This window comes from Sulfurimonas sp., from assembly GCF_050296975.1.
In the GTDB taxonomy this organism is placed as follows: domain Bacteria; phylum Campylobacterota; class Campylobacteria; order Campylobacterales; family Sulfurimonadaceae; genus Sulfurimonas.
On record NZ_JBNKRX010000012.1, the window covers coordinates 130,771 to 156,942 of the forward strand.

At 32.9% G+C, this 26,172-nt stretch carries 30 protein-coding genes; 13 read left to right on the plus strand and 17 right to left on the minus strand.

What is annotated here, in order from left to right:
* Nucleotides 1-4: 4 nt before the first annotated feature.
* Genes ACQY56_RS04230 through ACQY56_RS04240 form a run of 3 tightly spaced genes read right to left on the minus strand, consistent with a single transcriptional unit; the run spans nt 5 to nt 1,655 of the window.
* Entirely contained in the window at nt 5-394 is a 390-nt protein-coding gene (locus tag ACQY56_RS04230; RefSeq protein ID WP_428739078.1) for a rhodanese-like domain-containing protein, read from the minus strand.
* Nucleotides 391-987, minus strand: a complete 597-nt coding sequence (locus ACQY56_RS04235; protein ID WP_428739077.1) for a pyridoxamine 5'-phosphate oxidase family protein — start codon at nt 985-987, stop codon at nt 391-393. The genes ACQY56_RS04230 and ACQY56_RS04235 overlap by 4 nt, the downstream gene beginning before the upstream one ends.
* Nucleotides 984-1,655 (minus strand): MOSC domain-containing protein, encoded by a 672-nt coding sequence (locus tag ACQY56_RS04240; RefSeq protein ID WP_428739076.1) that lies wholly within the window; start codon nt 1,653-1,655, stop codon nt 984-986. The genes ACQY56_RS04235 and ACQY56_RS04240 overlap by 4 nt, the downstream gene beginning before the upstream one ends.
* A 91-nt stretch (nt 1,656-1,746) precedes the next feature.
* On the opposite strand from ACQY56_RS04240, the gene ACQY56_RS04245 reads away from it, so the two are divergent.
* The 5 genes from ACQY56_RS04245 to ACQY56_RS04265 all read left to right on the plus strand — a co-directional run bounded on the left by ACQY56_RS04245 (nt 1,747) and on the right by ACQY56_RS04265 (nt 9,855).
* A complete protein-coding gene (locus ACQY56_RS04245) occupies nt 1,747-3,630 on the plus strand; it encodes an AAA family ATPase (protein ID WP_428739758.1) in 1,884 nt (627 codons plus the stop codon).
* Complete coding sequence (locus tag ACQY56_RS04250; protein WP_428739074.1) at nt 3,623-4,558, plus strand: hypothetical protein; 936 nt, start codon at nt 3,623-3,625, stop codon at nt 4,556-4,558. The genes ACQY56_RS04245 and ACQY56_RS04250 overlap by 8 nt, the downstream gene beginning before the upstream one ends.
* 31 nt (nt 4,559-4,589) lie before the next feature.
* Nucleotides 4,590-4,721 (plus strand): hypothetical protein, encoded by a 132-nt coding sequence (locus ACQY56_RS04255; protein ID WP_428739073.1) that lies wholly within the window; start codon nt 4,590-4,592, stop codon nt 4,719-4,721.
* Between the two features lie 7 nt (nt 4,722-4,728).
* Complete coding sequence (locus ACQY56_RS04260) at nt 4,729-6,108, plus strand: PLP-dependent aminotransferase family protein (protein WP_428739072.1); 1,380 nt, start codon at nt 4,729-4,731, stop codon at nt 6,106-6,108.
* Nucleotides 6,109-6,216: 108 nt separating this feature from the next.
* A complete protein-coding gene (locus ACQY56_RS04265) occupies nt 6,217-9,855 on the plus strand; it encodes a hypothetical protein (protein WP_428739071.1) in 3,639 nt (1,212 codons plus the stop codon).
* 56 nt (nt 9,856-9,911) lie between these two features.
* Here the strand turns inward: ACQY56_RS04265 and ACQY56_RS04270 are convergent, their stop codons facing one another.
* Together ACQY56_RS04270 and ACQY56_RS04275 are read right to left on the minus strand one after the other, a co-directional pair.
* On the minus strand, nt 9,912-10,313 hold the full coding sequence (locus ACQY56_RS04270; protein ID WP_428739070.1) for a DoxX family membrane protein: 402 nt from the start codon (nt 10,311-10,313) through the stop codon (nt 9,912-9,914).
* 82 nt (nt 10,314-10,395) lie between these two features.
* On the minus strand, nt 10,396-10,938 hold the full coding sequence (locus ACQY56_RS04275; RefSeq protein WP_428739069.1) for a sigma-70 family RNA polymerase sigma factor: 543 nt from the start codon (nt 10,936-10,938) through the stop codon (nt 10,396-10,398).
* Between the two features lie 113 nt (nt 10,939-11,051).
* On the opposite strand from ACQY56_RS04275, the gene ACQY56_RS04280 reads away from it, so the two are divergent.
* Nucleotides 11,052-11,504, plus strand: coding sequence for a VOC family protein (locus ACQY56_RS04280; RefSeq protein WP_428739068.1), 453 nt, complete (start codon nt 11,052-11,054; stop codon nt 11,502-11,504).
* 29 nt (nt 11,505-11,533) lie between these two features.
* Here ACQY56_RS04280 and ACQY56_RS04285 read toward each other — a convergent pair whose 3' ends face one another.
* On the minus strand, nt 11,534-12,271 hold the full coding sequence (locus ACQY56_RS04285) for a hypothetical protein (RefSeq protein WP_428739067.1): 738 nt from the start codon (nt 12,269-12,271) through the stop codon (nt 11,534-11,536).
* A 158-nt stretch (nt 12,272-12,429) separates the two neighbouring features.
* On the opposite strand from ACQY56_RS04285, the gene ACQY56_RS04290 reads away from it, so the two are divergent.
* The 3 genes from ACQY56_RS04290 (at nt 12,430) to ACQY56_RS04300 (ending at nt 13,772) form a co-directional block, all read left to right on the plus strand.
* Nucleotides 12,430-12,726, plus strand: coding sequence for a DUF4242 domain-containing protein (locus tag ACQY56_RS04290; protein WP_428739066.1), 297 nt, complete (start codon nt 12,430-12,432; stop codon nt 12,724-12,726).
* A gap of 27 nt (nt 12,727-12,753) precedes the next feature.
* The gene (locus ACQY56_RS04295) at nt 12,754-13,209 is read left to right on the plus strand and encodes a nickel-binding protein (protein WP_428739065.1); all 456 of its coding nucleotides are present in this window, start codon (nt 12,754-12,756) and stop codon (nt 13,207-13,209) included.
* Between the two features lie 89 nt (nt 13,210-13,298).
* Nucleotides 13,299-13,772, plus strand: a complete 474-nt coding sequence (locus ACQY56_RS04300; protein ID WP_428739721.1) for a hypothetical protein — start codon at nt 13,299-13,301, stop codon at nt 13,770-13,772.
* Between the two features lie 3 nt (nt 13,773-13,775).
* Here ACQY56_RS04300 and ACQY56_RS04305 read toward each other — a convergent pair whose 3' ends face one another.
* Together ACQY56_RS04305 and ACQY56_RS04310 are read right to left on the minus strand one after the other, a co-directional pair.
* Nucleotides 13,776-14,276 (minus strand): GDSL-type esterase/lipase family protein, encoded by a 501-nt coding sequence (locus tag ACQY56_RS04305; RefSeq protein ID WP_428739063.1) that lies wholly within the window; start codon nt 14,274-14,276, stop codon nt 13,776-13,778.
* 20 nt (nt 14,277-14,296) lie between these two features.
* Nucleotides 14,297-14,716 carry a GNAT family N-acetyltransferase gene (locus ACQY56_RS04310; RefSeq protein ID WP_428739062.1) on the minus strand — a complete coding sequence of 140 codons (420 nt, stop codon included), beginning with the start codon at nt 14,714-14,716 and terminating at the stop codon, nt 14,297-14,299.
* 126 nt (nt 14,717-14,842) lie between these two features.
* On the opposite strand from ACQY56_RS04310, the gene ACQY56_RS04315 reads away from it, so the two are divergent.
* From ACQY56_RS04315 to ACQY56_RS04325, 3 genes are all read left to right on the plus strand, one after another.
* Nucleotides 14,843-15,709: an N-acyl homoserine lactonase family protein gene (locus ACQY56_RS04315; RefSeq protein WP_428739061.1), complete on the plus strand. Its 867-nt coding sequence runs from the start codon at nt 14,843-14,845 to the stop codon at nt 15,707-15,709.
* Between the two features lie 23 nt (nt 15,710-15,732).
* Nucleotides 15,733-16,191 (plus strand): hypothetical protein, encoded by a 459-nt coding sequence (locus tag ACQY56_RS04320; RefSeq protein ID WP_428739060.1) that lies wholly within the window; start codon nt 15,733-15,735, stop codon nt 16,189-16,191.
* A gap of 139 nt (nt 16,192-16,330) precedes the next feature.
* On the plus strand, nt 16,331-17,230 hold the full coding sequence (locus ACQY56_RS04325; RefSeq protein ID WP_428739059.1) for an AEC family transporter: 900 nt from the start codon (nt 16,331-16,333) through the stop codon (nt 17,228-17,230).
* Here the strand turns inward: ACQY56_RS04325 and ACQY56_RS04330 are convergent.
* Nucleotides 17,207-18,319, minus strand: a complete 1,113-nt coding sequence (locus tag ACQY56_RS04330; RefSeq protein ID WP_428739058.1) for a PLP-dependent aminotransferase family protein — start codon at nt 18,317-18,319, stop codon at nt 17,207-17,209. The genes ACQY56_RS04325 and ACQY56_RS04330 overlap by 24 nt on opposite strands.
* Before the next feature lie 121 nt (nt 18,320-18,440).
* Between ACQY56_RS04330 and ACQY56_RS04335 the strand changes: the two genes are divergently transcribed.
* Nucleotides 18,441-19,319, plus strand: a complete 879-nt coding sequence (locus ACQY56_RS04335) for an AraC family transcriptional regulator (protein WP_428739057.1) — start codon at nt 18,441-18,443, stop codon at nt 19,317-19,319.
* A 22-nt stretch (nt 19,320-19,341) separates the two neighbouring features.
* Here ACQY56_RS04335 and ACQY56_RS04340 read toward each other — a convergent pair whose 3' ends face one another.
* The 8 genes from ACQY56_RS04340 to ybaK all read right to left on the minus strand — a co-directional run bounded on the left by ACQY56_RS04340 (nt 19,342) and on the right by ybaK (nt 26,120).
* Nucleotides 19,342-20,562, minus strand: a complete 1,221-nt coding sequence (locus ACQY56_RS04340; RefSeq protein ID WP_428739056.1) for a YbfB/YjiJ family MFS transporter — start codon at nt 20,560-20,562, stop codon at nt 19,342-19,344.
* Entirely contained in the window at nt 20,559-21,191 is a 633-nt protein-coding gene (locus ACQY56_RS04345; protein WP_428739055.1) for a hypothetical protein, read from the minus strand. Before ACQY56_RS04345 ends, ACQY56_RS04340 begins: the two co-directional genes overlap by 4 nt.
* Before the next feature lie 72 nt (nt 21,192-21,263).
* Nucleotides 21,264-21,488, minus strand: a complete 225-nt coding sequence (locus tag ACQY56_RS04350; RefSeq protein WP_428739054.1) for a hypothetical protein — start codon at nt 21,486-21,488, stop codon at nt 21,264-21,266.
* 20 nt (nt 21,489-21,508) lie between these two features.
* Nucleotides 21,509-22,438 carry an alpha-L-glutamate ligase-like protein gene (locus ACQY56_RS04355; protein ID WP_428739053.1) on the minus strand — a complete coding sequence of 310 codons (930 nt, stop codon included), beginning with the start codon at nt 22,436-22,438 and terminating at the stop codon, nt 21,509-21,511.
* 12 nt (nt 22,439-22,450) lie between these two features.
* Complete coding sequence (locus ACQY56_RS04360) at nt 22,451-23,983, minus strand: inactive transglutaminase family protein (RefSeq protein WP_428739052.1); 1,533 nt, start codon at nt 23,981-23,983, stop codon at nt 22,451-22,453.
* Nucleotides 23,984-23,986: 3 nt separating this feature from the next.
* On the minus strand, nt 23,987-24,559 hold the full coding sequence (locus ACQY56_RS04365; protein WP_428739051.1) for an ATP-dependent zinc protease family protein: 573 nt from the start codon (nt 24,557-24,559) through the stop codon (nt 23,987-23,989).
* Nucleotides 24,560-24,605: 46 nt separating this feature from the next.
* Complete coding sequence (locus ACQY56_RS04370; protein WP_428739050.1) at nt 24,606-25,619, minus strand: PAS domain-containing protein; 1,014 nt, start codon at nt 25,617-25,619, stop codon at nt 24,606-24,608.
* 36 nt (nt 25,620-25,655) lie between these two features.
* Nucleotides 25,656-26,120 carry a Cys-tRNA(Pro) deacylase gene (ybaK, locus tag ACQY56_RS04375; protein ID WP_428739049.1) on the minus strand — a complete coding sequence of 155 codons (465 nt, stop codon included), beginning with the start codon at nt 26,118-26,120 and terminating at the stop codon, nt 25,656-25,658.
* Nucleotides 26,121-26,172: the final 52 nt, after the last annotated feature.

Genomic DNA, 26,172 nt, shown 5'->3' on the forward strand with positions numbered 1-26,172 from the left:
TTTATTAACAACCGCATACAGTATTTTTACTATCAATACCTTTTATGCCATCTGTAGAATAACCGTCTCTTTTCCACCAGTCTAGCCCTCCAAGAAGTTCTTTTACATTAAAACCAAGTTTTGTAAGATTGAGCGCTCCTTTAGTTGAAGCATTACATCCTATCCCATCACAATAAGTAATATAAAGAGTATTTTTATTTAGCTGTTTTATATTTTCTTCATTCATTGTTCTATGAGGTATATTTATAGCTGATGGAATATGTTCAAGGTTGTAAGCTTCATTGGAGCGTGTGTCTATAACTACAATGTTTTCATTTTTTTTCAATCCTTCATTAAGATCCCAAGAATCTATCTCATACATCAATTTTGCTTCATAAAACTCTAGTTTATTCATCTGTTTTCCTTCATCTGTTGTATAGTTACTTGATCGAGTGCGCTTCCACGTTTTTGCAGATGCTCTAACACCATCTCATAACGCTCTTTTGGTAGGTGTTGCCCTAGTTTTACTTTGCCACTCATCTCTTTGATCTCAAATCTAAATACCTCCGTGGCATTTATCATCTTATCGTACACATCTTCACTTAAGTGTTTAAAGCTTCCCTCACTTTGGAGTTTTTCCATCAAGAGTTGCAACGCTTTTACTTTTGTATCGTAATCTTCTACGATCTCAACAACTCCATCACAAATGATCGAGCGAAAAAAATGTGTAGCAGGACAAGCAAGTCCATCGTTTGAGCTAAAATAAGACTGTATCATCGAAAATGGTTCAACCACGCTAAAAGATGCTAAAGAGTTGTGTAGCATATACTCTTTTTTACGCCCTTTTTTTGCACCGTGAAAATAGATCACACCATCCTCATACACAAAATTTACTGGGATGCTATAGGGTTTATTTTCCTTTGCAAGTGCAAGAGTACCGTAAGAGATCGAGTGCAATATCTCTTCGATCTGTTTTTTATCTTTGATCGCAAACTCACTTCTTCTCATGAAAACTCCTTGATATATTTTTTCTCTAAAGATTCTTGAAATGGTTTTCCTAGTAGCGTTGAATCTACCGCTTTTTTTGCTAATCGTTTATCATATGAGATATCAAACATCAGTTTGTTAAGTATCTCTATTGAGAGTTCATTTTCTACTCTTTCTTTAAGGAAAAGATCATCGTTTTGTGAGATTGTCCCCTCTTGCAATACTTTGGCATACCAGCCAGTATATCCACTCTCTAAGATAAACTTTGTCATCTCTTTTACACCTGTGTTGGCACTGAGTTTCCAACAAGGTTGGCGAGGTTGTGTTACTTGCACTAATACCTCCCCTATTTGATAAATATCTCCTAAAAATACATCTTTTTCACTAATGTTTGAGAGAATCAGATTTTCTCCAAAGTGTGCTACTTCATCCACTTTAAAATCTGTTTTACACTCTTGATTTATCTTTTCATATGTATCTTGAGAAAATAAAAACAAAGCCTTATTTTCTCCACCGTGATGTTTAAGATCAGCTTGGGCATCCTCTTTAAAACCTGTTGTTGTTAAAAAAGCTTTTTTTACAGGAAGTTTTTTTATCCCTGATATCATCTCTTTTTTATTGCTATTTTCTAAAGGAGTATTTGCTATTTTTCCAACTTTTACGTATAAAACCTGAGATATCTTTTTCATAAAACATCCTTTTCAATATTTTATGATATAGTATCACTTATCTGTATTTACTACAAGAGCCAAATTTTGAAGGAATTATGAGGACAGTTTTATGGAACTAGTTTATTTGTGGGTTGAAGGTTATAAAAATATACATCAACAGGGGTTTAATTTTTCTTCTAGGTTTAAGTGTGAGTATAAAGATGGCACTTTAACAATTTGTGATAAAAAGAAAAAAGAGTGTGAAGATAATAACTATATTGAAAACTTGTTTGGCAATAATATAAATATTACCGCTATTGTTGGGGAGAATGGGAGTGGGAAGAGTAGTATTTTAGAAGTTATTAAATATGAAGTACATAGTTTTTTTTCTTCAAATAATAGTGATATATACTTTGGATTGCTATACAATCAAGTTGACAATAGTTTTTCATTAAAAGGAAATTTTAAGAACTATAAACTGATAAATAATCAAAGTCAAAAAACTCATGAACTAGATAAAAGGTCGATAGAGAATCAAATTGTTCAACAAAATTTTAAGATAAATTCAATATCAACAAAAAATATACACAATATATATTTCACAAAAAGCCCTATTTATTATCCTGATATGACTACCGAAACTCAAATAAGTGAACATCTTGCAAATATAACTGATGAATATTTATATGACAAGTTTGCAGAAGACATACAATCCCAATATAAACATATATTAAGAGACTTTAGTCAAATCAAACAACTTTACAATGACAATATTTTTCAAAATGGGTTAGAAGCATTTTATAGTGATAATATTAAATTTCCAAAGGACTGGAAAAAACCAAATAAAATATCTATATCTTTTAATCACAGCTATGTTTTTACTTCATTTGATAGCTTATTACAAAAATTTAAAGAAGAAAAAAATCAAACTAAATATGACAAATTTATAAAATTTAAAGCTCTATACAATTTACATGATTCAAGTGGTGAACCTCACTATAAAAGAAATGAATGGCAATATTTTTTTAAGTATTTATCTATTTTAAATTTTATAACTAGTTCATATCAAGGTATTGGGGAAGAAGTTAATGGAAAATTTATTGAAGAATCAATAGATAAAATTGATACCAATAATAACAATAAATCTATAGATGAATTAATAAATTTTTATAGTCAAGATTTTACAATTGATGATGCTTTGTATGAAGTCCCGAAAAAATATTTTGTTAAAGTTAAAGAAGCAATTTCAACTTTAACAAAATTTGATACTTTTTATAACAATGGAATGTTTTCCATAACTATTGAGAATAATATACATGATATAGTTGAACTTATTCAGTTACACAAGCATTTAACAGTTACTGTTTCAGGCTTTTTAAATTTTAGATTATTCCCTTATTTTTCAGATGGACATCAGGAGTTTTTTAATCTATTTGCAAAAATTTATATGGCTATAAATACACCATTTGACAATATAAAGCCCAAAGAAAATGACACCATACTTTTACTATTGGATGAAGTTGATAATTATCTTCATCCAAATTGGCAAAAACAATTTTTAAATATATTTACTAATTTTTTATCAAAAAATTATAAACAATATAATTTTCAAATAATAATAACTTCTCACTCTCCGTTTATTCTTTCAGATTTACCAAAAGAAAATGTAATATTTTTAAAAAATGGAGAACAAGTACATCCCGATATAGACACCTTTGGAGCAAATATACATACTCTTTTATCTCATGGTTTTTTTATGCAAGATGGGCTTATGGGAGAGTTTGCAAAAGAAAAGATAAACAAAGCTATAAAATACCTCAATCAAAAAACACTTTCTCAAGAAGAGATAGCGTATTGTGAAGATATTATTTCTATAGTTGGAGAGCCAATTTTAAAACGACAACTTCAAAAGATGCTTGATAGTAAACGTTTATCAGAAGTCGATCAAATTAAAAAGCAGATCAAAGAACTTCAAGAAGAGTTAGCAAAAAAAGAAGATAAAAAATATGACTAAAATAAATCTTTCTACAATAACTATAGAAAATTTCACAAAGCAAATATTTTCTAACTTTTTTGATAAAGATGAGAAACAAAAAACTTACAAAAAAATAGAAAATAAAAAAGAAAAATGGGCTATCACTATTCAAGATATTGACAACATAATAAAGAAGAAGTTCAAAAACTATTCTCAAGAGATTGATTTAAAAAAACTTGTTACTATGAACTATACAGAACTTTGTGAACTAAAAAGCTATATAGACAATCATAAAGCTATTACATCGTTAAGTAGCACAGAAAAAGATTACTTTTATACACTTTATACACGACTTAAAAAAGCTGAATACATCAAAGACCTAGATATTACTGTTTGTCCTTACTGCAATAGAAACTACATACAAAATTTTAGAAAACACAACTCTTTGGAAGCCACAGCTCAATTAGACCATTTTTTTGATAAAAAGACATACCCTTATTTTGCAGTTTCTATTTATAATCTAATACCAAGTTGTCAAACTTGTAATCAAAGAAAATCAACAAAACAAAATGAGATTTACCATCCTTTTGTAGATTCCTTTAACGATGATATAAAGTTTCAGCTATATATAAAAGATTGCGAATTTACATACAATCAAGATTCTATTAAGATAGAAAAAAAAGTCATAGATAATCACGAAAAAGTAAAATCTCATATAGAAACGTTTAATATAGATAATATTTACCAAAATCACAAAGATATTATCCTAGAACTCATCCAAAAAGCAGAAATCTACAACGACAGCTACATAGATGAGCTAATGAAAAACTATGAGGGAACACTCTTTAAAAACCGTGAAGATTTGATGCGTCTCATTACCTGTGGCTACATCACAGATGAAGATATAAACAAACGCCCACTCTCAAAACTCATAAAAGATATGAGCGAAGAGCTAGAGTTACTTTGAAAACAACAAAACAAGATAAGGATATTTTAAAATGACAGAAAACTCAAATATTTTGATCCACCAAAATGAAAGTAAATTAAAGAGAGACTCAGTTATCTGGAATTACCAGATAACTGCAAGTAATGGTAAAAACTATGATGTGACACACTGCAACTTGGATTGACTTTAATATGTACACGATCGATCAAAACTCAAAAACACCCTTACATATCCAACTTTATGAAGCATTAAAAAACGACATAGTTCAAAACCTAAAAGTAGGAGAAAAACTTCCCTCGATCAGAAAACTCTCATCCACTTACAACCTTAGTAAAAACACGGTCGAGTCTGCATTTCGACAGCTTTATGTTGAGGGGTTTATAGAGAGTTATCCAAAAAGTGGGTACTTTGTGAGCGATACAAACTTTAAAGATTTTCGCACAAGTCATGCAAACAAAGAAGCCATAGAAACAACACAAAAAAGCTACAAGTATGACTTTTTCCCTGCGCGACTTCCAAAAGACTCTTTTCCGCTCAAGTTGTGGAAACGAATCTATACAAAAGTGATCGATGAAACGCTTGATCTTGGAGGATATCCTGATGGTCAAGGGGAGTATATATTGCGAGAGCAGATCGCAGAGTATCTGAATAATTCACGTGGAGCAAATTGTATCGCTGATCAGATCATCGTTACAAGCGGTTTTGGGGAATCTATGGGGCTTCTTGCCAAGATGCTCAAAAGTACACACGATACTTTTGCTATGGAAGACCCAGGCTATCACATCGTCAACCAAGTTTTTAGTGCTTATGGTTATGAGATAGAGAAGATAGGTGTTGATGAAAACGGTTTGATGATCGATGCACTGCAAAAAAGCAAAGCAAAACTAGTCTACATCACACCATCGCATCAGTACCCAAAAGGTGTAAGTATGCCCATAGCAAACCGCCTAAAACTTTTAGAGTGGGCAAAAGATACGGACGCGCTTATACTCGAAGATGATTATGATGGGGAACTTACCTACTACAACCGCCCTATCCCCTCACTACAAGGTTTAGACAAGAACGATAAAGTGGTCTATTTTGGTACATTTTCAAAGTATCTCTCTCCAGCTTTACGAGTAAGTTACATGGTAGTGCCACAGCATCTTCTTGGCTTATATAAAACACATTTTGATAGCCATTTTTGTAAAGTCTCACTCGATACACAAATCACTTTAGCACACTTTATGAAAGAGGGGCATTTTGACAAGCATATTCGCAAAATTCGTACACTTCATAAGAAGAAACATGAACTTTTAAAAAAACTCTTAGAAGAACATCTAGGTGAGACGATGAAGATTGAAGCCCAAGGTGCAGGTTTAGCAATTATCATTACCCCAGCTGTAGCTTTTGACTGGGAAAAGTTTAAAATACTAGCAGAGCAAGAGGGTATAAAACTCTACTTTGCTAAAGGTGTTTCAGGCGGTAGCTGGGAAGCACTTCGCCTTGGGTTTGGTGGATTTAGTGAAAAAGAGCTTTATGAAGCTGTAGAAATTTTAAGCAAACTATGGAGGAAAGCACTACTTAACTAATCTTCTTTTTATTTATTCTCTTACCTCGAAATGTCATTCATCTAAATTGCAATGTTTTTGCAATGTTTCTGTTTTATAGTATTTTTTATCATTTGATAGGAGAGCAAAATGTTCACAAAAGGGATAATAACTATATTGCTAACAACTATGTTTATATTTAGTGGTTGTAGTAGCAGTAGTGAGGATACAACAGCACAAACAAGTAGCAGCGTACTTGCTGGAAATGCACAAAAAGGTCCTTTTTTAAAAGGTTCAAGTGTTACCATCTATAAGATTGGTGAGGATTTTGAGAGAACCTCTATCAAAGTTGAGGGAGATATAGTTGATGATTTTGGAACATATGATTTAAATGTTTCATGGAGTGGACTGAGCGAAGTGGTTGTAAGTGGCTATTATTATGATGAAACACTTGAAGGTACAAGTACATCATCAATAACACTCAGTTCATATACTTTAGCAGTTGCTAATCAACGCGTAGAAACAAATGTAAATGTTTTAACTGATCTTGCATCACAAAGAATCAAAACACTTTTGAAAAATGGAAATACTTTTGCACAAGCACAAGAACAAATCATGGCTGACTTTGAAGATGCTTTTGGAATTGATTTTGCAGAAGCACTCTATGCGAGTGGTTTAGATATAACAGACTTAAACGGTGCAAACGCCTCGGTAAATGCAGAACTTTTACGTCTTTCAACAGCATTATTACATTCAGATGATCCTATAGGTGACTTAGGGGAACTGATAGAAGCTTATAATGTGGGTGGACGTAGTGGTTTAAAAGGATCAGAGTTTTTCAAAAAATTGCAAATGCACCGAAGAGATGTAAATATTACAGAAGTGATTCACAATTTAGAGGACCATAACTTTACACAGCATGTTAATGTCATTCCAGTACTAGTCACAATCCCTGATCAAAATACTTCAGATGATACAACTACTAACAAAATACAATTAACTGACATTAACATCAGCCTTACTTCTAAAACAAGCATACAATTCACAACTGAACTTTTTGATGACAATATAACATTTAGTATAGCACCGCAACATGGAAGTATAGATGTATATTTCATTGGAAATGAATTTATCGACTTTAAATATACAAGTAATGATTGTTTTACAGGTACAGATAGTTTCCAATATGAAAGTGGCAACTACTATGGGAATGTAAATATTACTATTGTAGCCCCACAAACTACACAGGCAGTCAATGGTAGCAATACACTTTATAATACACAGACTATAGAGTCTCAGTACCTCATGGAGGATAGTTCAAACTACACATATAGCATAACTACACAGCCAGAACATGGAAGTGCGACACTCTTTAGCATTGGTAATGAAATGATTCACTACTCATACGATCCAGACGATACTCATGTGGGAGATGATCTCTTTACGTACACACTTACACAAACAATCAATGAATGTACATATTCAAGTTTAGGAACTATTCACCTCACGATCAATGAGTATATACAACCGACACAACTTGTTAGAATGTGTAAAGATCCTTACAGCATAGGTGTAGAACTCTATAAAACAGATGGAAGTGAAACGGGTACGACACTTGTAAAACAGCTTTATAACGGTATAACAAGTAGTGGACTTGCTGCAAATACATTAATATATATCCCATACAATACAAAAATTGGCAATACACAATACTTTACAGCTGTAGATTCCCATTACAAAGAGCTATGGGCAAGTGATGGAACATTAGAGGGTACTGAAATTCATGAGATAAATCCAAATCCATATTCCTCTACTACCTTGTATGGAAGTTCTAACCCTGGTTATTTTAACACTGCTGGTAATTATCTTTTCTTTAGTGCATCTGATTCTAACTATAGTAGATATGGTCTTTATAGAGCTGATGAAGCAAGAGATATCGTAAGAATTTCAGATACAGTTGGTGTGCGATATGCAGTGCTTAACGATTCGCTTTATCTTTTAAGAGATGACTATAATGGCTCAATATATACATTTCATATTGAAAAAACAAACAGTGACTACTCAGCACTAGAGAGTGTAGAGAGTATTGAGGGGTATAAAGCAGCAAGTGTAACTCCTGTCATGATTGCAAATACCCTTTTCTTTGCTGCACAAAATAACTCATTAGGACAATCAAATAACTTGGAAGTTTGGGCAAAAGTTGGTACGCAACCTGCGTATAAATTAGGGAATACATACGTCCTTGATGATTATGCAAAAACTCTTGTAGTTGTTAATGATGCACTCTTTTTCGTTGGTAATGAAATTGGTATAGGCGATGGGAAAAGACTTCTAAAAGCAGATGAAAATGGAACTACCCTCGTACATACTTTTGATTCTCGCATTAACAACCTCATAACACTTAGTGGTAAACTTTTCTTTAGATATGTAAACAATTCACACTTTTACCTTATGAGTTATGATCCACAAACGCAAACACTTGAAACTGTCAAAGATGTTATAACACAGAGTGCTGAAAGTACTTTAACATCAATGCAAAACTTGGAAGTTTTTGCAGATAAAATTCTTTTTGAAACGATCGATGTAGGTACGAATCTAAATAGTTATAAGTACTGGGTAAGTGATGGGACAGAGGCAGGTACATACCCTATTTTTAGTACAGATTATTATGGTGGTACTCAAATTTTACAAAAATTTACACTTGAGAATTATACATATCTTCAAGATACACAAAACAACATCTACAAAACAGATTTCAGCAGCCCTGCTGAGTTAGTGGTAGAGAGTACTTGTGATGTAAATCCAGATAGTTTTGAACTTCCGAGTATCACAGATGCAAATTTAAGTACAATGTATGAGCATAACATAACAGTGAGTGGTATCAATTACCCACAAACAAAAATAAGTATAAGTGGTGATGGTGAATACTCTTTAGACAATAAAACAACATGGACAACACTTGCTGGGACACTAGATAACAATCAAACAGTTTATGTACGTTTAAGAAGTTCTAGTTCTTACAGCACAGAGGTAAGTACAGAACTCACTATTGGAACACGTGATGAAACTTTTTATGTAACAACACAATCAGAAACACTTGATACACCAAACCAATTTACATTTACTGATCTTAACAATACAGCACTTAGTACTGTTGTTGAAGATAGTGTAACGATAAGCGGTATCAATATTGCTGTTGATTTAACTATTTCTAATGGAGAATATTCACTTGATAATGGAGTAACATGGAGCAATGTTGCTACAACAGTTGAAAATAATCAGCAAGTATATGTACGTCATACAACATCAGACTCATATGAAACTACAGTAGATACAACACTTTATGTTGGTGGAGTACAAGACACTTTTAGTTCAACAACACGTTCAGCACCGGTAGATAACTCTGGTATGGTTACCGTTGACACACTTATGTGGGAAGATACTGACCACACAAGACTTGTAACACTTACATGGAGTGAAGCAGATACTTACTGTAGTGATCTTACGCTTGGTGGTTACGATGATTGGCGTCTTCCACACTCAGACATAAATAGTGGTGGCACAAGTGAAGTGACACAAATTCGTGTTGCTGGTGAAAATGATACTGATGTAACAATCATTGAAGGGTTTACGCCTGTATATCATGAAGATTGGATTACAGCTTGGAGTGATGAGCTCGTTGGAACAACATATCATGTAGCAAATATTTTTCAATATGGTGGCGGTAATGCAGATGCTTTTGCCGATAGCGAGACACTCAATGTTCGATGTGTTCGTGACATAGAGTAAGAATAAAACATTTTTTTAAGAACAAGCAGTATCTTTTTTTTGATACTGCTCTGTATTTATGTTTTGGATTTATTTTGCTGATAAATCATCAACCCTACCATAAAAAATATCAAATTTTTCCCTATGTATTGCCCTACTATCGTAAACTCAAAAGGTGGATTTGTAAAACATAGTTCAGGAAGTAAAATGAGTGGTGTAAAGGTAAGAGTTATATGAACAAGATAAAGAATCGATACATACTTTAAATATCTTCCTACTAAAAACCCTATGCCGATAATGAGTTCCCAGATTGCCAAGAGAATTATTGAAACTGTTGGTGGAATAAGTGAGAAAAACAGTTTATCTATAGTTGCTATTGCCAAACCTTCAGCTGGGCTCACTCCACTAAAAAATTTCAACGTCCCATACCAGATAAATATAATGCCTAAAAATATACGTGTTATTGTAAGTAGATTCATATAAGATCCTTTTCCAATGAATATAAAAAGATTCTAAAATGAAACACTCTATTTTTCTGTAACCTAGATCACATAAAGATTTTTATTTTTGTTGAAAATCTACTATATTGTAGTATTGATCTCTTTCAAATTCACAACATTGTTCAAAAAGCTCTTTTAGTGATTTTTTGCCTCTAAAAACATATGATTTTACTGTAGATAAATTCAGTGAGTTTTTTTCTGCATACTCTTGTTGCGTCATCTCATCAAAATAAACTGCTTGTAATGCTTGTGCACTTGGTGGTGACAATCTATTTAAAAAATCTTTTAAACAGCAGTCAAAGTCTTTATATATAGAATCTAACTCTTTTTCATCAAGCATTTTTTCATCTTCTAGCTCTAAAAAAGTAGGAGTTTTTTTTCTATAAAAATCTATAATGCTATTTGATGCAATGGTATAAAGCCAACTTTTCAAACTTTTTTTCTCTTCCAGGCTTTCAATAGAATTATAGGCTTTAAAAAAAACATCATTTAAAATCTCTTCTGCAATATGTGGATCGGTTACTTTGTATCTAATGAATCGAAGTAACGGTTTTTTTAATTGCTCATATATAGTTGCAAAATCTGAAGCATCTGTATTTTTCATTTATATTCCTTACATTTCTTTTTGAATAAGACGACACTTCATTCAAAATAGTTGCAACCTTTTTTCATTTTCCATCGTCTTAGTATATTGAATTTTAATAAAAAGGATCCACAATGGATAAAAATAGAAGACTGCATATACATATTTCTGTAGAAGATCTAAAAAAAAGTATGGCATTTTACAGCATACAGCTTGGTGCTAAACCAACCAAAATAAAAGAAGACTATGTACAGTGGTTAGTAGATGATCTTTCTCTAAATTTTGCTATATCAACTAGAGGATATGACAAAGGGCTCAATCACCTTGGCATTCAGTATGAAAGCGATGCCGCTTTACTTGAAGCACAACATATGTTTGAAATAGCAGGTATTAGAGGTAAAATAGAAGATGGTGCTACTTGCTGTTACAAAGAGTCAAACAAATACTGGGTTAGCGATCCTACAAATATAATCTGGGAAAACTATCATTCGATGAATGATATAGAAGTATTTGGATTAGATGCAAAAAACACTCAAGATGGATGCTGCATCTCTAAAACAAATGATGCTTGTTGTTCATCTACATAAAAATTAGGCTGTTATTGTTTTAGCAGCCTTTATTCTAATGCTTGTTCTAAAAAACTTTTCTTTTTATCTGTCGGTTTTGAATCTTGTACAACTTTGATCATAGCTTCTGATTTTGTATTTGCCTTACTTGCGTCTTGTTTTATTTTTTCTTCCATCTCCTCTATAAGTTGTTTTTTAAATTTTTCAACAAGTCCATCAATTTGTGCCATCATTTTTGGATCATCTTTATACTTCTCTTCAAGTTCTTTACGATACTTTTCAACTTGCTGTTCTATCTTCTCTTTATCGAGTTCTGCAAGGAATTTTAATGCACCTTTTTCTCTTAGGTCATTTAAAAGTTTTTCAATATCTGTTTCACTTTTTTGAGTAATATTACTTTGCTCATAAATGTTGGTTTCATTTATCTTCTCATTTATAAACAACTCACTTAAAGCACTTATCTCTTCCCCTTGAACACTATAAAAATACTGAAGAACTTTTTCATCACTGTCAGTTGATTGACCTATACTCTTATTATATGCAATAACTTTCTCAGTTTGTTTTATAAGGTCAACTTTCATATTCATAGCATACTCTTCCCCGTAATCTTGTACTATCTCAAGTGGAATAATTACAAGTGTATTCGCACTTAGATCCAATATACCATCACGTATCAGTTCATTTACTTCATTTTGAGATATATTGTGCAAATCTATTTTTGTTGAGCTTGTTTGTTTAGTGTCACTATATCTATTCGTATATGAACTATTTACTCCTGTTACATCCATTTGATCTCCTTTTTACACTATTGTAAAGGAAAAAACAGATCATTTATGTGATTTAAATCACACTATAAATTTGTGTGACTCATATCACATAAATAACTTTAGATTCATAATAGAATTTTTTCTGATGTTCATCAAAATAAACAACAAAAGGAAACGAGATGGAAAATATGAAGTTTTTTATCGATACACATGACAAGGAAAATAAAACTTTTCCAGCAGAAATCACACCAAAACAATTGGAAGGTTTTTACAAAAAGTACGAAGAGGCATGTATTGAAGAGGGTGTAATTTCACTTAGAATACATGTAGGCTTTGAAGACGGAAAAGCGTTTTGTTTCAATATGGCTCCTAGCGTAGAAGCAGTAAAAAGAGTACATGATAAAGTAGGATTACCTTATGACAGTATCACGGAAGTTTCAACTATTACACCAGGTGATTTAGCATTACTTAGCTAACTCACCCATAAAATATAGGAGACAAAAATGAAAGATAAATCATTAGATAGTCATAAAAATGAAAGTCAATTTAGTCGGAGAGAGTTTATACAAGTAGCTGGTATGGCAGCAACAGCAATTGTATTATCTCCCGCTTTAACTGCTTGTTCTACTAAAGCAGGTGGGACTCCATTAAGCTCTATTTCTGGAAAGAAACTAAAGTTGTATATGGATACCCATGATAAAGTAAATGGTACTTTTCCTGATGGAATAACACCTAAACAACTAGAAGGCTTTTATGAAAAATATCAAGCTGCCTGTAAAGAAGAGGGAGTTATTTCTATCCGAACTCATGTTGGATTTGGAGATGGAAGAGCATATTGCTTTAATTTAGCACCGAGTGCAGATGCTGTAAAAAGAGCACACGAGAAAGTTGGACTTCCATTTGATAGTATTACAGAAGTTCATACAATCACACCAGCTGATTTAGCGCTATTAAGTTAAGTTGGTAAAACTGCTGTAACAAGCTATTTGTTAATACAGCAGTTTTATTTTGATCATAAAAAGCCAAAATCTAATTTATGGAGAAAATTATGGAGATTAAAAACAGCACATTTTCGGCAACTAGCTTTTATCACTCAGAAACAAATACACAAAACAAAAATACAGATAACACTACAGAAAAATCTATAAATATAGAGGTTGACTCTACAGAAATTGAATACACCAAGGGTTACGATCTTGAAAACATTACACCCCATGAAACATATGTTTTAGCAAATGAGCTTTATAAAAAAGGAGAAATAAGTGTTTGGCAATTGGCTTCAATGATGATTATTGGATTTAAACATGAATATAGTGTTACAAATAAACCTCTTGATTTGTCATTGCAAAATAATAGACCTTTTAACCTTTTACAAGAGCTCAAAGACACAATCGCTGGAAAAGCAAACCCAAATTTTCATCCAAAAATATTAGAAGAGATGCCAGAACTTATAGATATTCTGCTTTCTCTACCAGAGGAATCTTTAAAAATTAAACAGTCTTCTATTGATATATCTGTTTAATTTTTAAACCACCATCCATACTTTGTCATCTATTAACTTTTGATAGATCGAAAGATAGGATACATTAAGCTCTTTGCATAAAAGTTGATAATGCGCATCTAACTCTTTAATAGTTCTGTTTTGCACTTCATCATCAATGGGAGGCATACCGATCATTAAAACATCATATTTTTTCAATGTACCTAATAATATACTCTTAGCATTACTTATGCTCTGCTCTAATGAAACCCTTCTTTGCCCATTTTCAACAACAGTATCATTTACTCCAAACGAAAAAACAACTTTATTTTCTGAAACTTCCGGTAATCTTACTTGACACTCTGCTTCCCATCTTTTTAAGATATCAGTAGATGTATCTCTTCTGATCCCAAGGTTATAATGTGTAATATCTATAGTATTATTTTGAGAGCTTGCACTGAGTCTTCCAGTCCAACCGAGTTTGTCCTGATCTCCTGTACCATTTACAAATGAATCTCCAACATAACAAATACGAACATCTCTCATTTTGTCTTTCCTCATACAAATTAATACTTCTTTTGAAAATGAAGTCCAATAACTTCATAACCCTCTTTTTCCCAAAACTTTTGTGCTCTTTTATTGTTGATATAACAATTTAATTCACTTGCTATACAGCCATTTTCTTTTGCATATTCAGTGATCCAAGCCATCAATTTTGTGCCAATATTTTGATTCTGATACTCAGGAGAAATAAACACATTATCTGGCTCTATGTGCTTTCCTACATAGTACTTTGTAAGTATCCAGATCCCACATATACCTACAAGTTTATCATCATCAAATATACCGATACATTTATACCCTTGTGTGAGCATCTCATCAAGCCTTTGTTTTAAAACATCCTCAGAGATAGTATCGTTTAACATTTTTAGTAAAGGGATGATCGAATAAATATCTTGTTCATTTATAAACTTAAAATAAATCAATTTTATCTCCTATTTTGCATTGATTATACTAGCATATTTATATAAATTTGTATGTGACTGCTATCACGCTAGTATTTTTTAGTTTTGCATAATATTTTGACTTATTTTAATATATAGGAGTCAATTATGTATAAACAAATTAGTCTATTGTTTTTACTATTAGTAGTTTTAAGTGGCTGTGTGCAAAAGCCTTCTTTAGCACAATTGGGTGCACAAAAATCTCAAGTACCGATAAAGTTATATGTTTATGATTGCGGACATATTCAAGCTAAAAACATGTCTTTGTTCGATCCAACTCTTAAACAGGGTACAGTAGCTGAACTCGCCAATACATGCTATCTTATAGAGCATCCAAAAGGTACAATATTTTGGGATGCTGGTCTTCCTGATGAGCTGTATGGGGTAAAAGGTGGTGAAAACTGGTTTAACGGTAATTTCAATATGCAGGTTCAAAAAACGCTTACTTCACAGTTTAAAGCGAGTAATGTAGACCCAAAAAAGATAGATTATTTGGTATTTTCTCATCTACATAATGATCATACAGGTAATGCTAAACTTTTTAAAAATTCTACTTGGGTTATGCAACAAAAAGAGTATGATATAGCTTTTGGACCTATGGCAAAAAAGTATGGTTATAACCCAGACTTTTATAAGTTTGATTCAACTCAAAAGATAAAACTATTAGATGGTGATTTTGATTTTTTTGATGATGGCAGTGTTATTCTTGTTTCCACGCCAGGTCATAGCCCCGGACACCAATCACTGATCGTAAAACTTCCAAAAACAGGTACTGTATTTATTTCAGGAGATTGTTTTGTGACATATAAACATAGAGAAAATTATGGCATACCTATATGGGGAGATAAAAAAGGTTCCATTCACTCTTTTGTAAAGATAGATAACCTTTTAAAGAAAACAAAAGCAACGCTTTGGATTCCTCACGACAAAAAGTTATTTGATTCACAAAAACATACACCTGAGTATTATGAGTAATTCAATATAAAAAGGAATATGTGATGGAAAAACAAATAAATCTAACGAAAAAAATCCTCTTGGTTGCGGGAATCATTGAGATTGTTGTGGGTTTACTGCATTTTGCAATGCCATCATTTGCTTATCAATCAAAGGGATTTTCACTGCTACAACCAGATGAAATAAGTTTTGTAACATTGGTTATTTTTGCCGTAGGAATCTTATTAGTGGCATTTGGTAGCCTTACGATGCTACTCTCTCAGAAGGTAAAGTCAACTATAGAAGTACTATACTATTACGTTTTGATTCAAACTGTTCTATGGATAGGAAGGGTTGTCCTCGAACTTTTGTACCCCGTGAATTTAAGAATGTTCTATATTGAACCATTTACCTTGGTTGTACTGCCAGGATTAATCATTGAACTATCATTATTTATTGTCTTAGTAAAAAAAATAATGCTTACAAAAAGCTCTACCTTCGTTAAAACTTGCATATATTTTTAGCTCTTAAAGCTATAACAAAGTTTATAAAAAATTAGTTTATGATCTATATCACATAAGTTTTTCTTAATTTATTTTAAACTTCCTCTATCAAATTTCCATTGTAATAGCATTTAATTAAAAAGAGAAAGTATAATTATAAATGTCAAATTTTATTTTAATCTTTATCTATATTGGTCTAGGGTATTTTTTTAAATCTACCTCTTTTTACAGTCAAAAGATTCCCAATATTTTAAATAAACTTGTCATATATATTTCTCTACCTGCAATGATACTCCTGCAAATTCCCAAACTGCAACTCTTAGGGGAAAATATCTTCCCCATTATTATTGCGTGGAGTGTTATGGCAGTATCTGCTTTAATGGTACTTATAATCTCAAAATATTTTCACTTTTCAAAAGAGATTGAGGGCATACTCTTACTTGTAACCCCTTTAGGAAACACATCATTTTTGGGTATTCCTATCATACAATCTTATTATGGAGATGAAGCACTCCCCTATGTGCTTATTTATGATCAATTTGGTACTTTTTTAGCCCTTGCAACTTACGGTACTTTTGTGCTCTCTATATATTCAAATAAGACGAAAGTAAGTGCAACCATTATTTTAAAAAAGCTTTTTACTTTCCCGCCATTTATCTTTTTATTGGTCGCTTTTACTCTTAGTGGAATCAAATATATTCCTGTAGTTCAATCTATTTTAAATATCTTATCATCTACTATTGTTCCTTTTGCTCTTATCGCTGTAGGTTTACAATTGCATCTTAAACTTCCTGCAAAAGACTTACGTCCTCTAAGCAGTGCCTTGATCATCAAACTAATCTTTGCACCTATATTTGCTATGATATTATGCAATCTTTTTAACTTTCAAGGGGAGATAGCGAAAATTTCCATTATGGAAGCGGGAATGGCTCCAATGATTACTGCTGGGGCTATGGCAACACTTGCAGGATTCAATCCTCGACTTGTCAGTGCTATTATAGGTTATGGGATTTTGCTCTCTTTTTTGAGTACCTATCTACTCCACACTATCATCATCTGAATTTATAAGCATGATTCCTTCTTGCATCTGCTCTTGTGTTGTTCGCGTAAAGTTAAAACGTATTTCATTTTTTCCTCTTCCATCTTGATAAAACTCAGCCCCAGGTACAAACACGACCCCTTTTTCTAAACATCTATATACTAACTCTGTCGTATCTACTCCATCAAGTGAACCATAAATAAACATCCCGCCTTGTGGTTTTATGTAATGAAACTGTGGCAAATACTGATCGAGTGCTTGTGTAAACTGCTTCATTTTTTGTGCATATGTCTGACGCAAAACCTTGAGATGTGCTTCAAAATCTGTGTCTTCAAGATACACGTCAATTATACGTTGTGCTACACTATTTGTATGCAAATCCATAGCCTCTTTATAAGGAATCAGTGGTTTGAGTAACGCTTCACTTGCACGAATCCAACCTATGCGTAAAGCTGGTGCTAAAACTTTTGAAAACGAACCCAAATGAAAACTTCGTTCAGGAATCATCGAACTTATAGAGGGGTACTTTTGCTCAAAATACACTTCACTATAAGGGGCATCTTCTATTAAAATTCCTTGTGATTGCTCTACAATTTTTGCCACTTTTTGACGTTTTTCAAACATATATACAACACCTGTTGGGTTTTGAAAATCTGGGATTAAGTAGGCAAATTTAGTCTTACGAAAACTTTTTTCAAATGCCTCTAAATTAATCCCGTCATTTTCCAGCTTTATACTTGATTGTTGCATAGAATTAAGTTGAAATATATTCATAGCTCCTAAATACGAAGGTGCTTCAACAGTAATCTCACGCTTAAAGTAGTAACGGCTGATAATATCTAAAGCTTGTTGTGAACCTGATGTTATTAAAATCTCTTGTGCGGTTGTCTCAAACCCTTGATCGCAGTAAAACTTCGCTATTTTTTCTCGTAAAGGAAGATACCCTTGTGAGATTGTATATTGTAAAGTTTCTGGTGAACTGAGTGCCTTTTGAGCTGACTCTCTTAAAGCCTCTACTGGAAACAGTGACTCATCTGGCAAACCACCTGCAAAAGAGATCGTACTTGGTGTTGTGTGTTCAAGAATCTCGCGAATAAATGATCGTTTCATCTTCACTCCTTAAATTTTTGACACATTATATTTGTATAAAAAAATAATTTCTTCACTAAAATTGCTTATATTTATCACTATATTTGCTTTTAAAATTATCTAATCTTGCTATAATTGTTCTATGAAAAAAGATACTATGCAGATACATTCACAGATTGCAAACAGTGTTATGTACTATATTTACCAACATATAGCTACTAATATCAATGTTGATGAATTAGCAAAAATGCATAGTTTAAGCAAATTTCATTTCCATAGAATTTTTAAAGAACAGATAGGGATGAATATTTATGAGACAATCAAATCGATCCGTTTGCAAAAAGCGGCAAATCTATTGTTGACAAATACCCATTCTACGATCACAGAGATAGCAAACCAATGTGGATACTCTTCCCAAACTTCATTCATTAGAGCTTTTAAAGAGCGTTTCGAAGTCTCTCCAAAAGTTTGGCGAAAAGGTGGATTTAAAAACTACTCCAATCAAATTCTTCAAAGCTCACCTACTGCTTCACTCTCACTAGCAGATTACTCCTTACTTGAACCAAAAATCATAAAAACAGAAGATCAAGTAGCCTACTATGTCCGCCATAAAGGCTACAACTATGAGATAAAAAAGAGTTGGCAAAAACTTCAAGCATGGGTATATGGCAATAATATCACTGAATATAAAGAGATAGGAATCTACCACGATAATCCAATCGTAACCCCCTTAAAAGAGTGTTATTACATCGCTGCGACTGTACCACTTAGTAAGACAAAATTACAAAAAAGTGTGCTCTCATCATTTACAATCCCAGCAGGATTATATGCAACTTTTGAGGTAAAAGGAAAATATGGAGATATTTTAAAATTGATCCAGTGGGCATACCATGAGTGGCTGCCAAAAAGTGGTTTTGAAACCACTACACAGCCATCTTACACAGAGTTTTATACAAACCATTTTTTATCAGATAAAGGAGAGTTTCACGTTAAGTATTTTTTACCGATTCAACTTATTTAAATAGCTGAAATTTACTCATCTGCTATCTCACTTGCAATATATCTTTTAAATCAAATGCACTTTTATCGATCACGGTTTTAGTCTTTTTTTCTGCATACAATAATAATAACACACCGATAAATACTATAAAAGCAGTCAAATACAAAGTACTATTGTAATTACCAAAGTGATGGATTAAAGCAACACTATACAGTGGTGCTGCCACTTGTCCGATCCCATACGCTGCCGTCATCGCACCCATCAATACTACTGGATTTTTTCCAGCTAAGTGACCCCCTAGATTTAAAAACAGTGCAACAAGTCCTATAAATGTACTTCCATAAAGTGCACCGCTAAGTAAATTTAGTCCTACACTGTTACTTAATGTCGGGATTAAAATCCCAACTATCTGCAAAAGCATTGCAACAATAATCACATTGACACTTCCATAATTATGTGCCCATCGCATCCAGAGTATAGAAGAAGGAATTCCTGCAATTCCAACGATCAGCCAACCAAGGTTTCCATATCCATCTAACCCCTTTAGAGAGTTGATAATGTCGGGTAAAAAAGTCCCTTGTACCACAAACCCTACACCTTCGGTAAAATATGCCGCAATCAATAAGATCACATACGGAGAAAATATAGACTTGGAGAGATGGTGTTTTGGTGAGTCTTTTTTTATCTGCTTATCAAACGATAAAATATACAACGAGTAAATTGTTACGATACTTCCAAACAGAGCTAAAATAAGCCATGCTTGCGACCATGTATAGTTTTGTAATACATATTGCGAAATTAGTTCCGACACCACAATTGAAAAACCTATACCGCTAAAGTGTATCCCCATCGCTTTTGTTTTATTTTCAAAATTGAGCTTTACCATTACAATAGCACCACCGACAATTAAAACCATAGCTGAACCAAATCCTGCAACTATTCTTGAAATTAGCCATATACTTTCGCTAGAACTTAGTGCTAAAACTAATGTTGAAACAATACTCAAGATCATACCTATTCGAAAATACTTTACTTTTGTATTGATATCTTTTATAAATATAGAAAAAACAGCTCCGCCCAAATAACCAGTAAAATTTAACGATGCTAAAATACCTGCCTGAGATAGTGTCAAAAAATCTTCTAGCATATATGGAAGTAGTGAAGTAAAAGCAAATCGTGCCACACCTATACCTACTATAATGGCAAGTATCCCTGCAAGGAGTATGGCGATGTTGTTGTTTCGATCAAGAAGTGCATTTTTCATGCGCGAATTTTACTATATTGTTCTAAACGAAGCTCATTTTTTTTCGGATCTTTTCTAATTGCCTCATTCAAACCTCTTGCCCAAGATGGTGATGGGGAGTATAAGATAGTCACTTCTAAAAGTTTTGAACCTAATGCAACTGTTTGCATCTCACGTGAACATAGATCAAACTTTACATTAGTAGCTTTTTGAAAAAGCTCTGCAACAAATCTACTTGAAAAAAATACTCTTAGTTTTTGATGTATATTCTCTTTTAAAATTGCTGATACATCTACAAGTACTATGTTAAAAAGTTCACCGTCAGATGCACCACATCCCTCTTTTCGACTGCACTCTTCGATCGTATCAAAAATCCCTATATGATTATCTAAAAAAAATTGCTGTTGAACTTCTTTAGAATTGAGTGGTTTTTGAGAGTTACAACCCTCTTGCAATAGTTTCCAAAAAGCATTATGCTTACTTCCATAGTACCAGTCTATATCACCCTCTTGCAATTTTTTCGTTACAAAACGGCTTGGCGGAGTATTGCCAATGATCAATGTCTTAGCATCTTGAATATTAAAAGGCTCATAAGGATGTTTTGCTTTACAAAACGTATGAACAGTACTTTTTCTATAAATTTTTTTCACGAAACTCATTTAGATCGGGTGGTGTAGCATTTTTCTCTTGGTATGCTTCAATTTTTCCACTTCTCTCACCATCTATACACCATTTTCTAAGGGTGTCTCGCTCCCCTTTATACTCAAAAAATTGCCAACATAGTCTAAAAAGATAACTTCATTATCTCCAAGTACACGAAATACATCGTACCCTCTTGGGCTCAGATTCACTTCACCACCATTACTTGCACTTGCTATAAAAAAAAGTTTTTGTTGTGTTATAAACTCTTTATCGTTTTGTGTTAAACCATCGTATCTTTTGCCCATCTTTTCCCCTTTGAGAACTTTTAAAGTGTTTTTGAAAACTCTATTTTACTCTCTATGGTTTTATGTTTTGTAGCTACTTCATCTATAAGTTTAAACCTATGCAATGCCCCACAATCATTTGCTATTTGAATAGCAAGTCCAGGTCTGGCATTTAGCTCTAAAACTAATGGACCTCTATACTTATCTATCACTATATCTGCACCAAGATACCCCATATCTGTCATCTCATAACATTTAGCACTGAGTCTTAAGATATCATCCCAAAAAGGGACAACAAGCTCATTTAGTTTTTTTTGTGTATCGGGATGGTGTGTAAGTGGTCTGTTAAACTGCACAGCACTTATCGCTTTTCCAGTTGCCATATCTAGACCAACTCCAACTGCACCTTGATGTAGATTTGCTTTTCCATCGCTCATAGAGGTTGAAAGGCGCATCATAGCCATGGCAGGATAACCCCTATATACAATCATACGAATATCTGGAACTCCTTCAAAACTAAAGCCATCAAAAACCTCATCAAAAGTTACCATTTTTTCAAATACAGCGATATCGTTTCTTCCACCAAGAGAATATAACCCACTTAAGATGTTTGAGATATGTCGTCGTATATAAGAACTACTTACTCTTTCTCCAGAGGTTTTAACGTAAGCATCTCCATCTTTTTTAATTACAAGTATACCTTTACCACCACTTCCTTGTGCTGGTTTTATCACAAAAGCATTTTCATTTTCTATCAGTTTTTGGAAGTGTTTTCTATCAGCTTGGAACTCTATGAACCCTAAAAGTTCTGGTACTGCTATGTTATGTTGCAGTGCTATTTGTTTTGTTTTGAGTTTATTATCAACAAGTGGAAAATTTTTTCGTTGATTGTATTGGCTGATGAAGTTGATATTACGTTCATTCATCCCTAAAATACCAAGCTTTTTAAGTTTAAAAGGGTTTGCAAACATTACAAATCTCGTCTAATCTCTTATCATGGAGTTAAATCTATATAACTCACTGAGTCTGTACCCGTTGTATCTTCCCATTAAAATGATTACACCTAAAACAGCTAAAAGGATTTCTGGAAAGTTAAAAGTAATAAAACTCAAAGTGCCATTTGTCATAACAAAGTACGCTAAAATAGCCACAACTAAAGACCCTCCACCTTGTTTAAAAACCTCTCTTGCACCATCTTCCTCCCATGTAATTGACATTCTCTCAATCGTCCAAGCCAAGATGATGATAGGAAAAAATGTGATACTTGCTGCATATCCCAAACCTATCTTTTGTGAAAAGATCGCTACAAGTGCCATGATCCCTACAACAACAATCAAAACTGAAGATATCCGCGCAACAAGTAAGAGGTTTAAATGTGAAAGGGATGAGCGAACCATTAGCCCTATAGTAACAACTAACAAAAACATCAAAATCCCTGGAAGTAACTGCGTTTCAATGAAAGCCATTGCTAAAAGTACAGGCATAAATGTTCCTGATGTTTTTATACCTATAAATACCCTCATAAATACCACTACAAATGCACCAAGCGGTACGAGTAACAATAGTTTAAAAGTATTTTGGGTTTCATTTGGCAGTACAAACAATGAAAAGTCCAGCAAAGCACTTTGATGTTTTATATCTTTTGAAAGTGCTATCGTTCTAGCAGGGACAATCACTTTTGTTACTGAAAATCTTACATTGGAATTGTTTGCACCCTCAGCTTCGAGTAAAAACTGTGAACCTCTTTGCCAAATAAAAATATTTGACTTATCATGAACTTGCCCTAGATTAACATCATAAAGATACCATCTGTGTTTATAGTATACCTCTAACATTGGTGTTAAGGCTACATTTTTTGCTTTATCTTCTAAATGAAGTGCTCCAATAGTACGTACTTTAAAGCCCTTTTGTTGAATGAGTTGAAATAAGATATCTCTTTTTGCTTTATCGGTATTCATAAAATGATTTTTGATCATCTTTGCAGCTTGAGATGGTTTTTCAACTGAAAACTCTTTAATCAATAATGAAGAAAAAGTTAAAGCATCGGCACTTTTTTCATATACACTTTCTATGATTGAATTAGCAGCTTGAAGTACTGGTTTTGAGAACTCCTGCATCTGCATAGTTTGCTCAAAATCTGCCACATCATCTTGAAAATATTGATCTTGTACAACATCTATAGAGTAGTACAGTGTTTGCTGTCCAACACTCTCACGTTTAGACCAAACACCAATATTGATATTATTTACTTTTTGAGTTGTATAGCCATAGTTTGGTGAACTTGCTTCCTCATTCACAATAAGTAGACCATTTTGTTTTGGGGGTAATGCCATAGAGATAAGTACTGGCTCTTTTTTGAGTGCTTTAAAAGAGATTTTTGCTTCTATATTCCATAAGTTAGTAGTTTCTTGTTCAAAAAGTGGGAAATTAAGATAGTTAACTTTAAAAGCCATCAAACCAAAAGAGATGGAGATCAAAATTATCGAAAATAAAATAATCCCATTTTTTGATTTCATGACTTATTTCTTTTGAGGGGTGGTCAAATATTTCTTAGAAACATCAACCATTGCAAACCCTGTTAAATAGTTTCGCCCTATCAAAACAGGATAAAGAAGTTTGCTTCTATCATTTAAAGTTACTTCAACCAATTGACTCAGTGTTCCTAAATTTATTCTCATTTTTACAACATATCTTCTTTGATTATCAAGTTCGGCTTCTTGTTTAATACGAACAGTCCGAACTACTGGTAAAGCTTTTTCTACAAAACTGTTTTTTCCACTGATGAGTTTAAATTTTACCCATCTTTTTCCATCCCGCTCAAACTCTTTAACATCCACAGCATACACTGATGAAGTTTTAGCACCTGTATCTATTCTCGCTTTGAGTGTAACATTTGAAGATGGGATATAAACATATTCCAAGCCACCTACAATAAGTTTATTATCTTGTTTTGTAGGTATTTTTTGAACTTTTTTTGGTGCCTTTTTTACGACAGCTTTTTTGGGTTGAATCTCTTGGGGAGCTTCTGTTTCCATTGCACTACAGCCAACAAAAAACAATAAACTTGTAAATAAAACAAATCTTTTATACATAAATTAAAAACCTTTTCGACCTGTATTGTACTCCAACAAATTAAACCTACAGTTTCTGCACTACAAATATATAAAGCTTCGTATTCCTTTTGGAGTTGTGCAACATACGAATATCTACTCTATAATTTTTCCCATCTTCTTTAAAATTGAAATGCATCTCTTTGATGAGTTCTATATATTCACTCATCTGTTTGAAATCTATATTTTTATGGAAAAATGGTATCTCTTTGAAGTTCAAGTGCTTCTTTGTTTGAGGAATTTTCAGCATTTTTATGAACTTTGGATTCATAGTGATAAAATCCCCTTTAGAATCCATATAACCTATAGCCATTGGGAAATACTCAAAACCTGCTTTTATACTTGTAATCTCACGTTTAAGCTCACAGTTCTCCTCCATAAATTTGCTCACATCACTCCCTATAGCAACTATATAAACATTTTCCCCTTTTTTCATTGTTGAAACTTGCCATTGGATACGATATAACTTTCCTTCTTTGTCTTTTAAAGGTGTTATAAAGTGTTGATGATGTGAATCACTTGAATGGATAGCTTCTAAGTGCTTGTTAAGTTTTGCTAAATCACCGGGGATAAATGTTTTAAAAAAACTCTTTTGAAGAATATCTTCTCTTTTTAGTTGTACTGTTTCTAAAAAAGACTCATTTGCATCAACTAATAGCCCTTGTGTATTTAAGACAACAACTAAAGGATTATATCCACTATCTTCATCAATAAAAGTCATATTTTTAAAAAGTTCTTGAATTTGTAACTCTACAAATATCAGTGAAAGATTATTTCCAGTTTTAGTCGCATAGATTGTATAAACAGCATCAAATATTGCATAATTATGAAGTGAGATTTGTTCGCTTCCAGATTCTAATGGTAAGTGTTTTATGAGTTTTTCTAAATCTTTTGGCAAAGATTGTGCTTCTTCAATAGAGATTAATTTTTTTAAAGCACTATTTTCATATATAAAGTTGTATTTTTCTCCTGTATTTTCCACAATGAGTAGTGGATATCCCATACCGTCTATGGTTTCAAATACTTTTTCATTCACTTCCATATCGATGCTCCAACTTTTAGTACGTTTATTGTAGCATCAATTTGCTATCTCTTCAAACTTTGCACTTAAAATTTTTTCAAAAACTGTGGGACTTAGTTCAACTTCTAAACCTCTCTTCCCAGCACTTACAAAAATAGTATCATAATTTAAAGCACTGCTATCTAGTACAACTTTGAGACGCTTTTTCTGTCCAAATGGACTCACTCCACCTAAAATATAGCCTGTCGCATTTTCCACATCTTTGGCATCAGCCATAGCTACTTTTTTGACACCAAGTGCTTTTGCCATAACTTTTAAACTTAACATCTTTGAAACGGGGACAACACCAACGGCTAAAGATTTTTCACTTTGAACAACTAAAGTTTTAAAAACTCTCTCTTGTGCAATACCCAACTTTTGTGCAGCTTCTTCACCATATGATTTTGATGCTGCATCATGTTCATATTGATGTGTGTTAAAAGATATATTTTGCTTTTTTAGCAATCTAATCGCTGGAGTCATAATCTTTATCCTTTACACAAAAAAAACTCCATATTATACCTTAATGAAAGAT

Bases quoted from the DNA above. Each gene is read 5' to 3' on its own strand.
- ACQY56_RS04240 (WP_428739076.1), bottom strand. From the start codon at position 1,655: ATGAAAAAGATATCTCAGGTTTTATACGTAAAAGTTGGAAAAATAGCA.
- ACQY56_RS04360 (WP_428739052.1), bottom strand. From the start codon at position 23,983: ATGAAATCAAAAAATGGGATTATTTTATTTTCGATAATTTTGATCTCC.
- ACQY56_RS04270 (WP_428739070.1), bottom strand. From the start codon at position 10,313: ATGAATCTACTTACAATAACACGTATATTTTTAGGCATTATATTTATC.
- ACQY56_RS04355 (WP_428739053.1), bottom strand. From the start codon at position 22,438: ATGTTTGCAAACCCTTTTAAACTTAAAAAGCTTGGTATTTTAGGGATG.
- ACQY56_RS04265 (WP_428739071.1), top strand. From the start codon at position 6,217: ATGTTCACAAAAGGGATAATAACTATATTGCTAACAACTATGTTTATA.
- ACQY56_RS04335 (WP_428739057.1), top strand. From the start codon at position 18,441: ATGAAAAAAGATACTATGCAGATACATTCACAGATTGCAAACAGTGTT.
- ACQY56_RS04305 (WP_428739063.1), bottom strand. From the start codon at position 14,276: ATGAGAGATGTTCGTATTTGTTATGTTGGAGATTCATTTGTAAATGGT.
- ACQY56_RS04330 (WP_428739058.1), bottom strand. From the start codon at position 18,319: ATGAAACGATCATTTATTCGCGAGATTCTTGAACACACAACACCAAGT.
- ACQY56_RS04370 (WP_428739050.1), bottom strand. From the start codon at position 25,619: ATGGAAGTGAATGAAAAAGTATTTGAAACCATAGACGGTATGGGATAT.
- ACQY56_RS04275 (WP_428739069.1), bottom strand. From the start codon at position 10,938: ATGAAAAATACAGATGCTTCAGATTTTGCAACTATATATGAGCAATTA.
- ACQY56_RS04260 (WP_428739072.1), top strand. From the start codon at position 4,729: ATGTACACGATCGATCAAAACTCAAAAACACCCTTACATATCCAACTT.
- ACQY56_RS04350 (WP_428739054.1), bottom strand. From the start codon at position 21,488: ATGGGCAAAAGATACGATGGTTTAACACAAAACGATAAAGAGTTTATA.
- ACQY56_RS04255 (WP_428739073.1), top strand. From the start codon at position 4,590: ATGACAGAAAACTCAAATATTTTGATCCACCAAAATGAAAGTAAATTA.
- ACQY56_RS04325 (WP_428739059.1), top strand. From the start codon at position 16,331: ATGTCAAATTTTATTTTAATCTTTATCTATATTGGTCTAGGGTATTTT.
- ACQY56_RS04230 (WP_428739078.1), bottom strand. From the start codon at position 394: ATGAATAAACTAGAGTTTTATGAAGCAAAATTGATGTATGAGATAGAT.
- ACQY56_RS04285 (WP_428739067.1), bottom strand. From the start codon at position 12,271: ATGGATGTAACAGGAGTAAATAGTTCATATACGAATAGATATAGTGAC.
- ACQY56_RS04250 (WP_428739074.1), top strand. From the start codon at position 3,623: ATGACTAAAATAAATCTTTCTACAATAACTATAGAAAATTTCACAAAG.
- ybaK (WP_428739049.1), bottom strand. From the start codon at position 26,120: ATGACTCCAGCGATTAGATTGCTAAAAAAGCAAAATATATCTTTTAAC.
- ACQY56_RS04320 (WP_428739060.1), top strand. From the start codon at position 15,733: ATGGAAAAACAAATAAATCTAACGAAAAAAATCCTCTTGGTTGCGGGA.
- ACQY56_RS04290 (WP_428739066.1), top strand. From the start codon at position 12,430: ATGGAAAATATGAAGTTTTTTATCGATACACATGACAAGGAAAATAAA.
- ACQY56_RS04295 (WP_428739065.1), top strand. From the start codon at position 12,754: ATGAAAGATAAATCATTAGATAGTCATAAAAATGAAAGTCAATTTAGT.
- ACQY56_RS04280 (WP_428739068.1), top strand. From the start codon at position 11,052: ATGGATAAAAATAGAAGACTGCATATACATATTTCTGTAGAAGATCTA.
- ACQY56_RS04315 (WP_428739061.1), top strand. From the start codon at position 14,843: ATGTATAAACAAATTAGTCTATTGTTTTTACTATTAGTAGTTTTAAGT.
- ACQY56_RS04365 (WP_428739051.1), bottom strand. From the start codon at position 24,559: ATGTATAAAAGATTTGTTTTATTTACAAGTTTATTGTTTTTTGTTGGC.
- ACQY56_RS04245 (WP_428739758.1), top strand. From the start codon at position 1,747: ATGGAACTAGTTTATTTGTGGGTTGAAGGTTATAAAAATATACATCAA.
- ACQY56_RS04235 (WP_428739077.1), bottom strand. From the start codon at position 987: ATGAGAAGAAGTGAGTTTGCGATCAAAGATAAAAAACAGATCGAAGAG.
- ACQY56_RS04340 (WP_428739056.1), bottom strand. From the start codon at position 20,562: ATGAAAAATGCACTTCTTGATCGAAACAACAACATCGCCATACTCCTT.
- ACQY56_RS04300 (WP_428739721.1), top strand. From the start codon at position 13,299: ATGGAGATTAAAAACAGCACATTTTCGGCAACTAGCTTTTATCACTCA.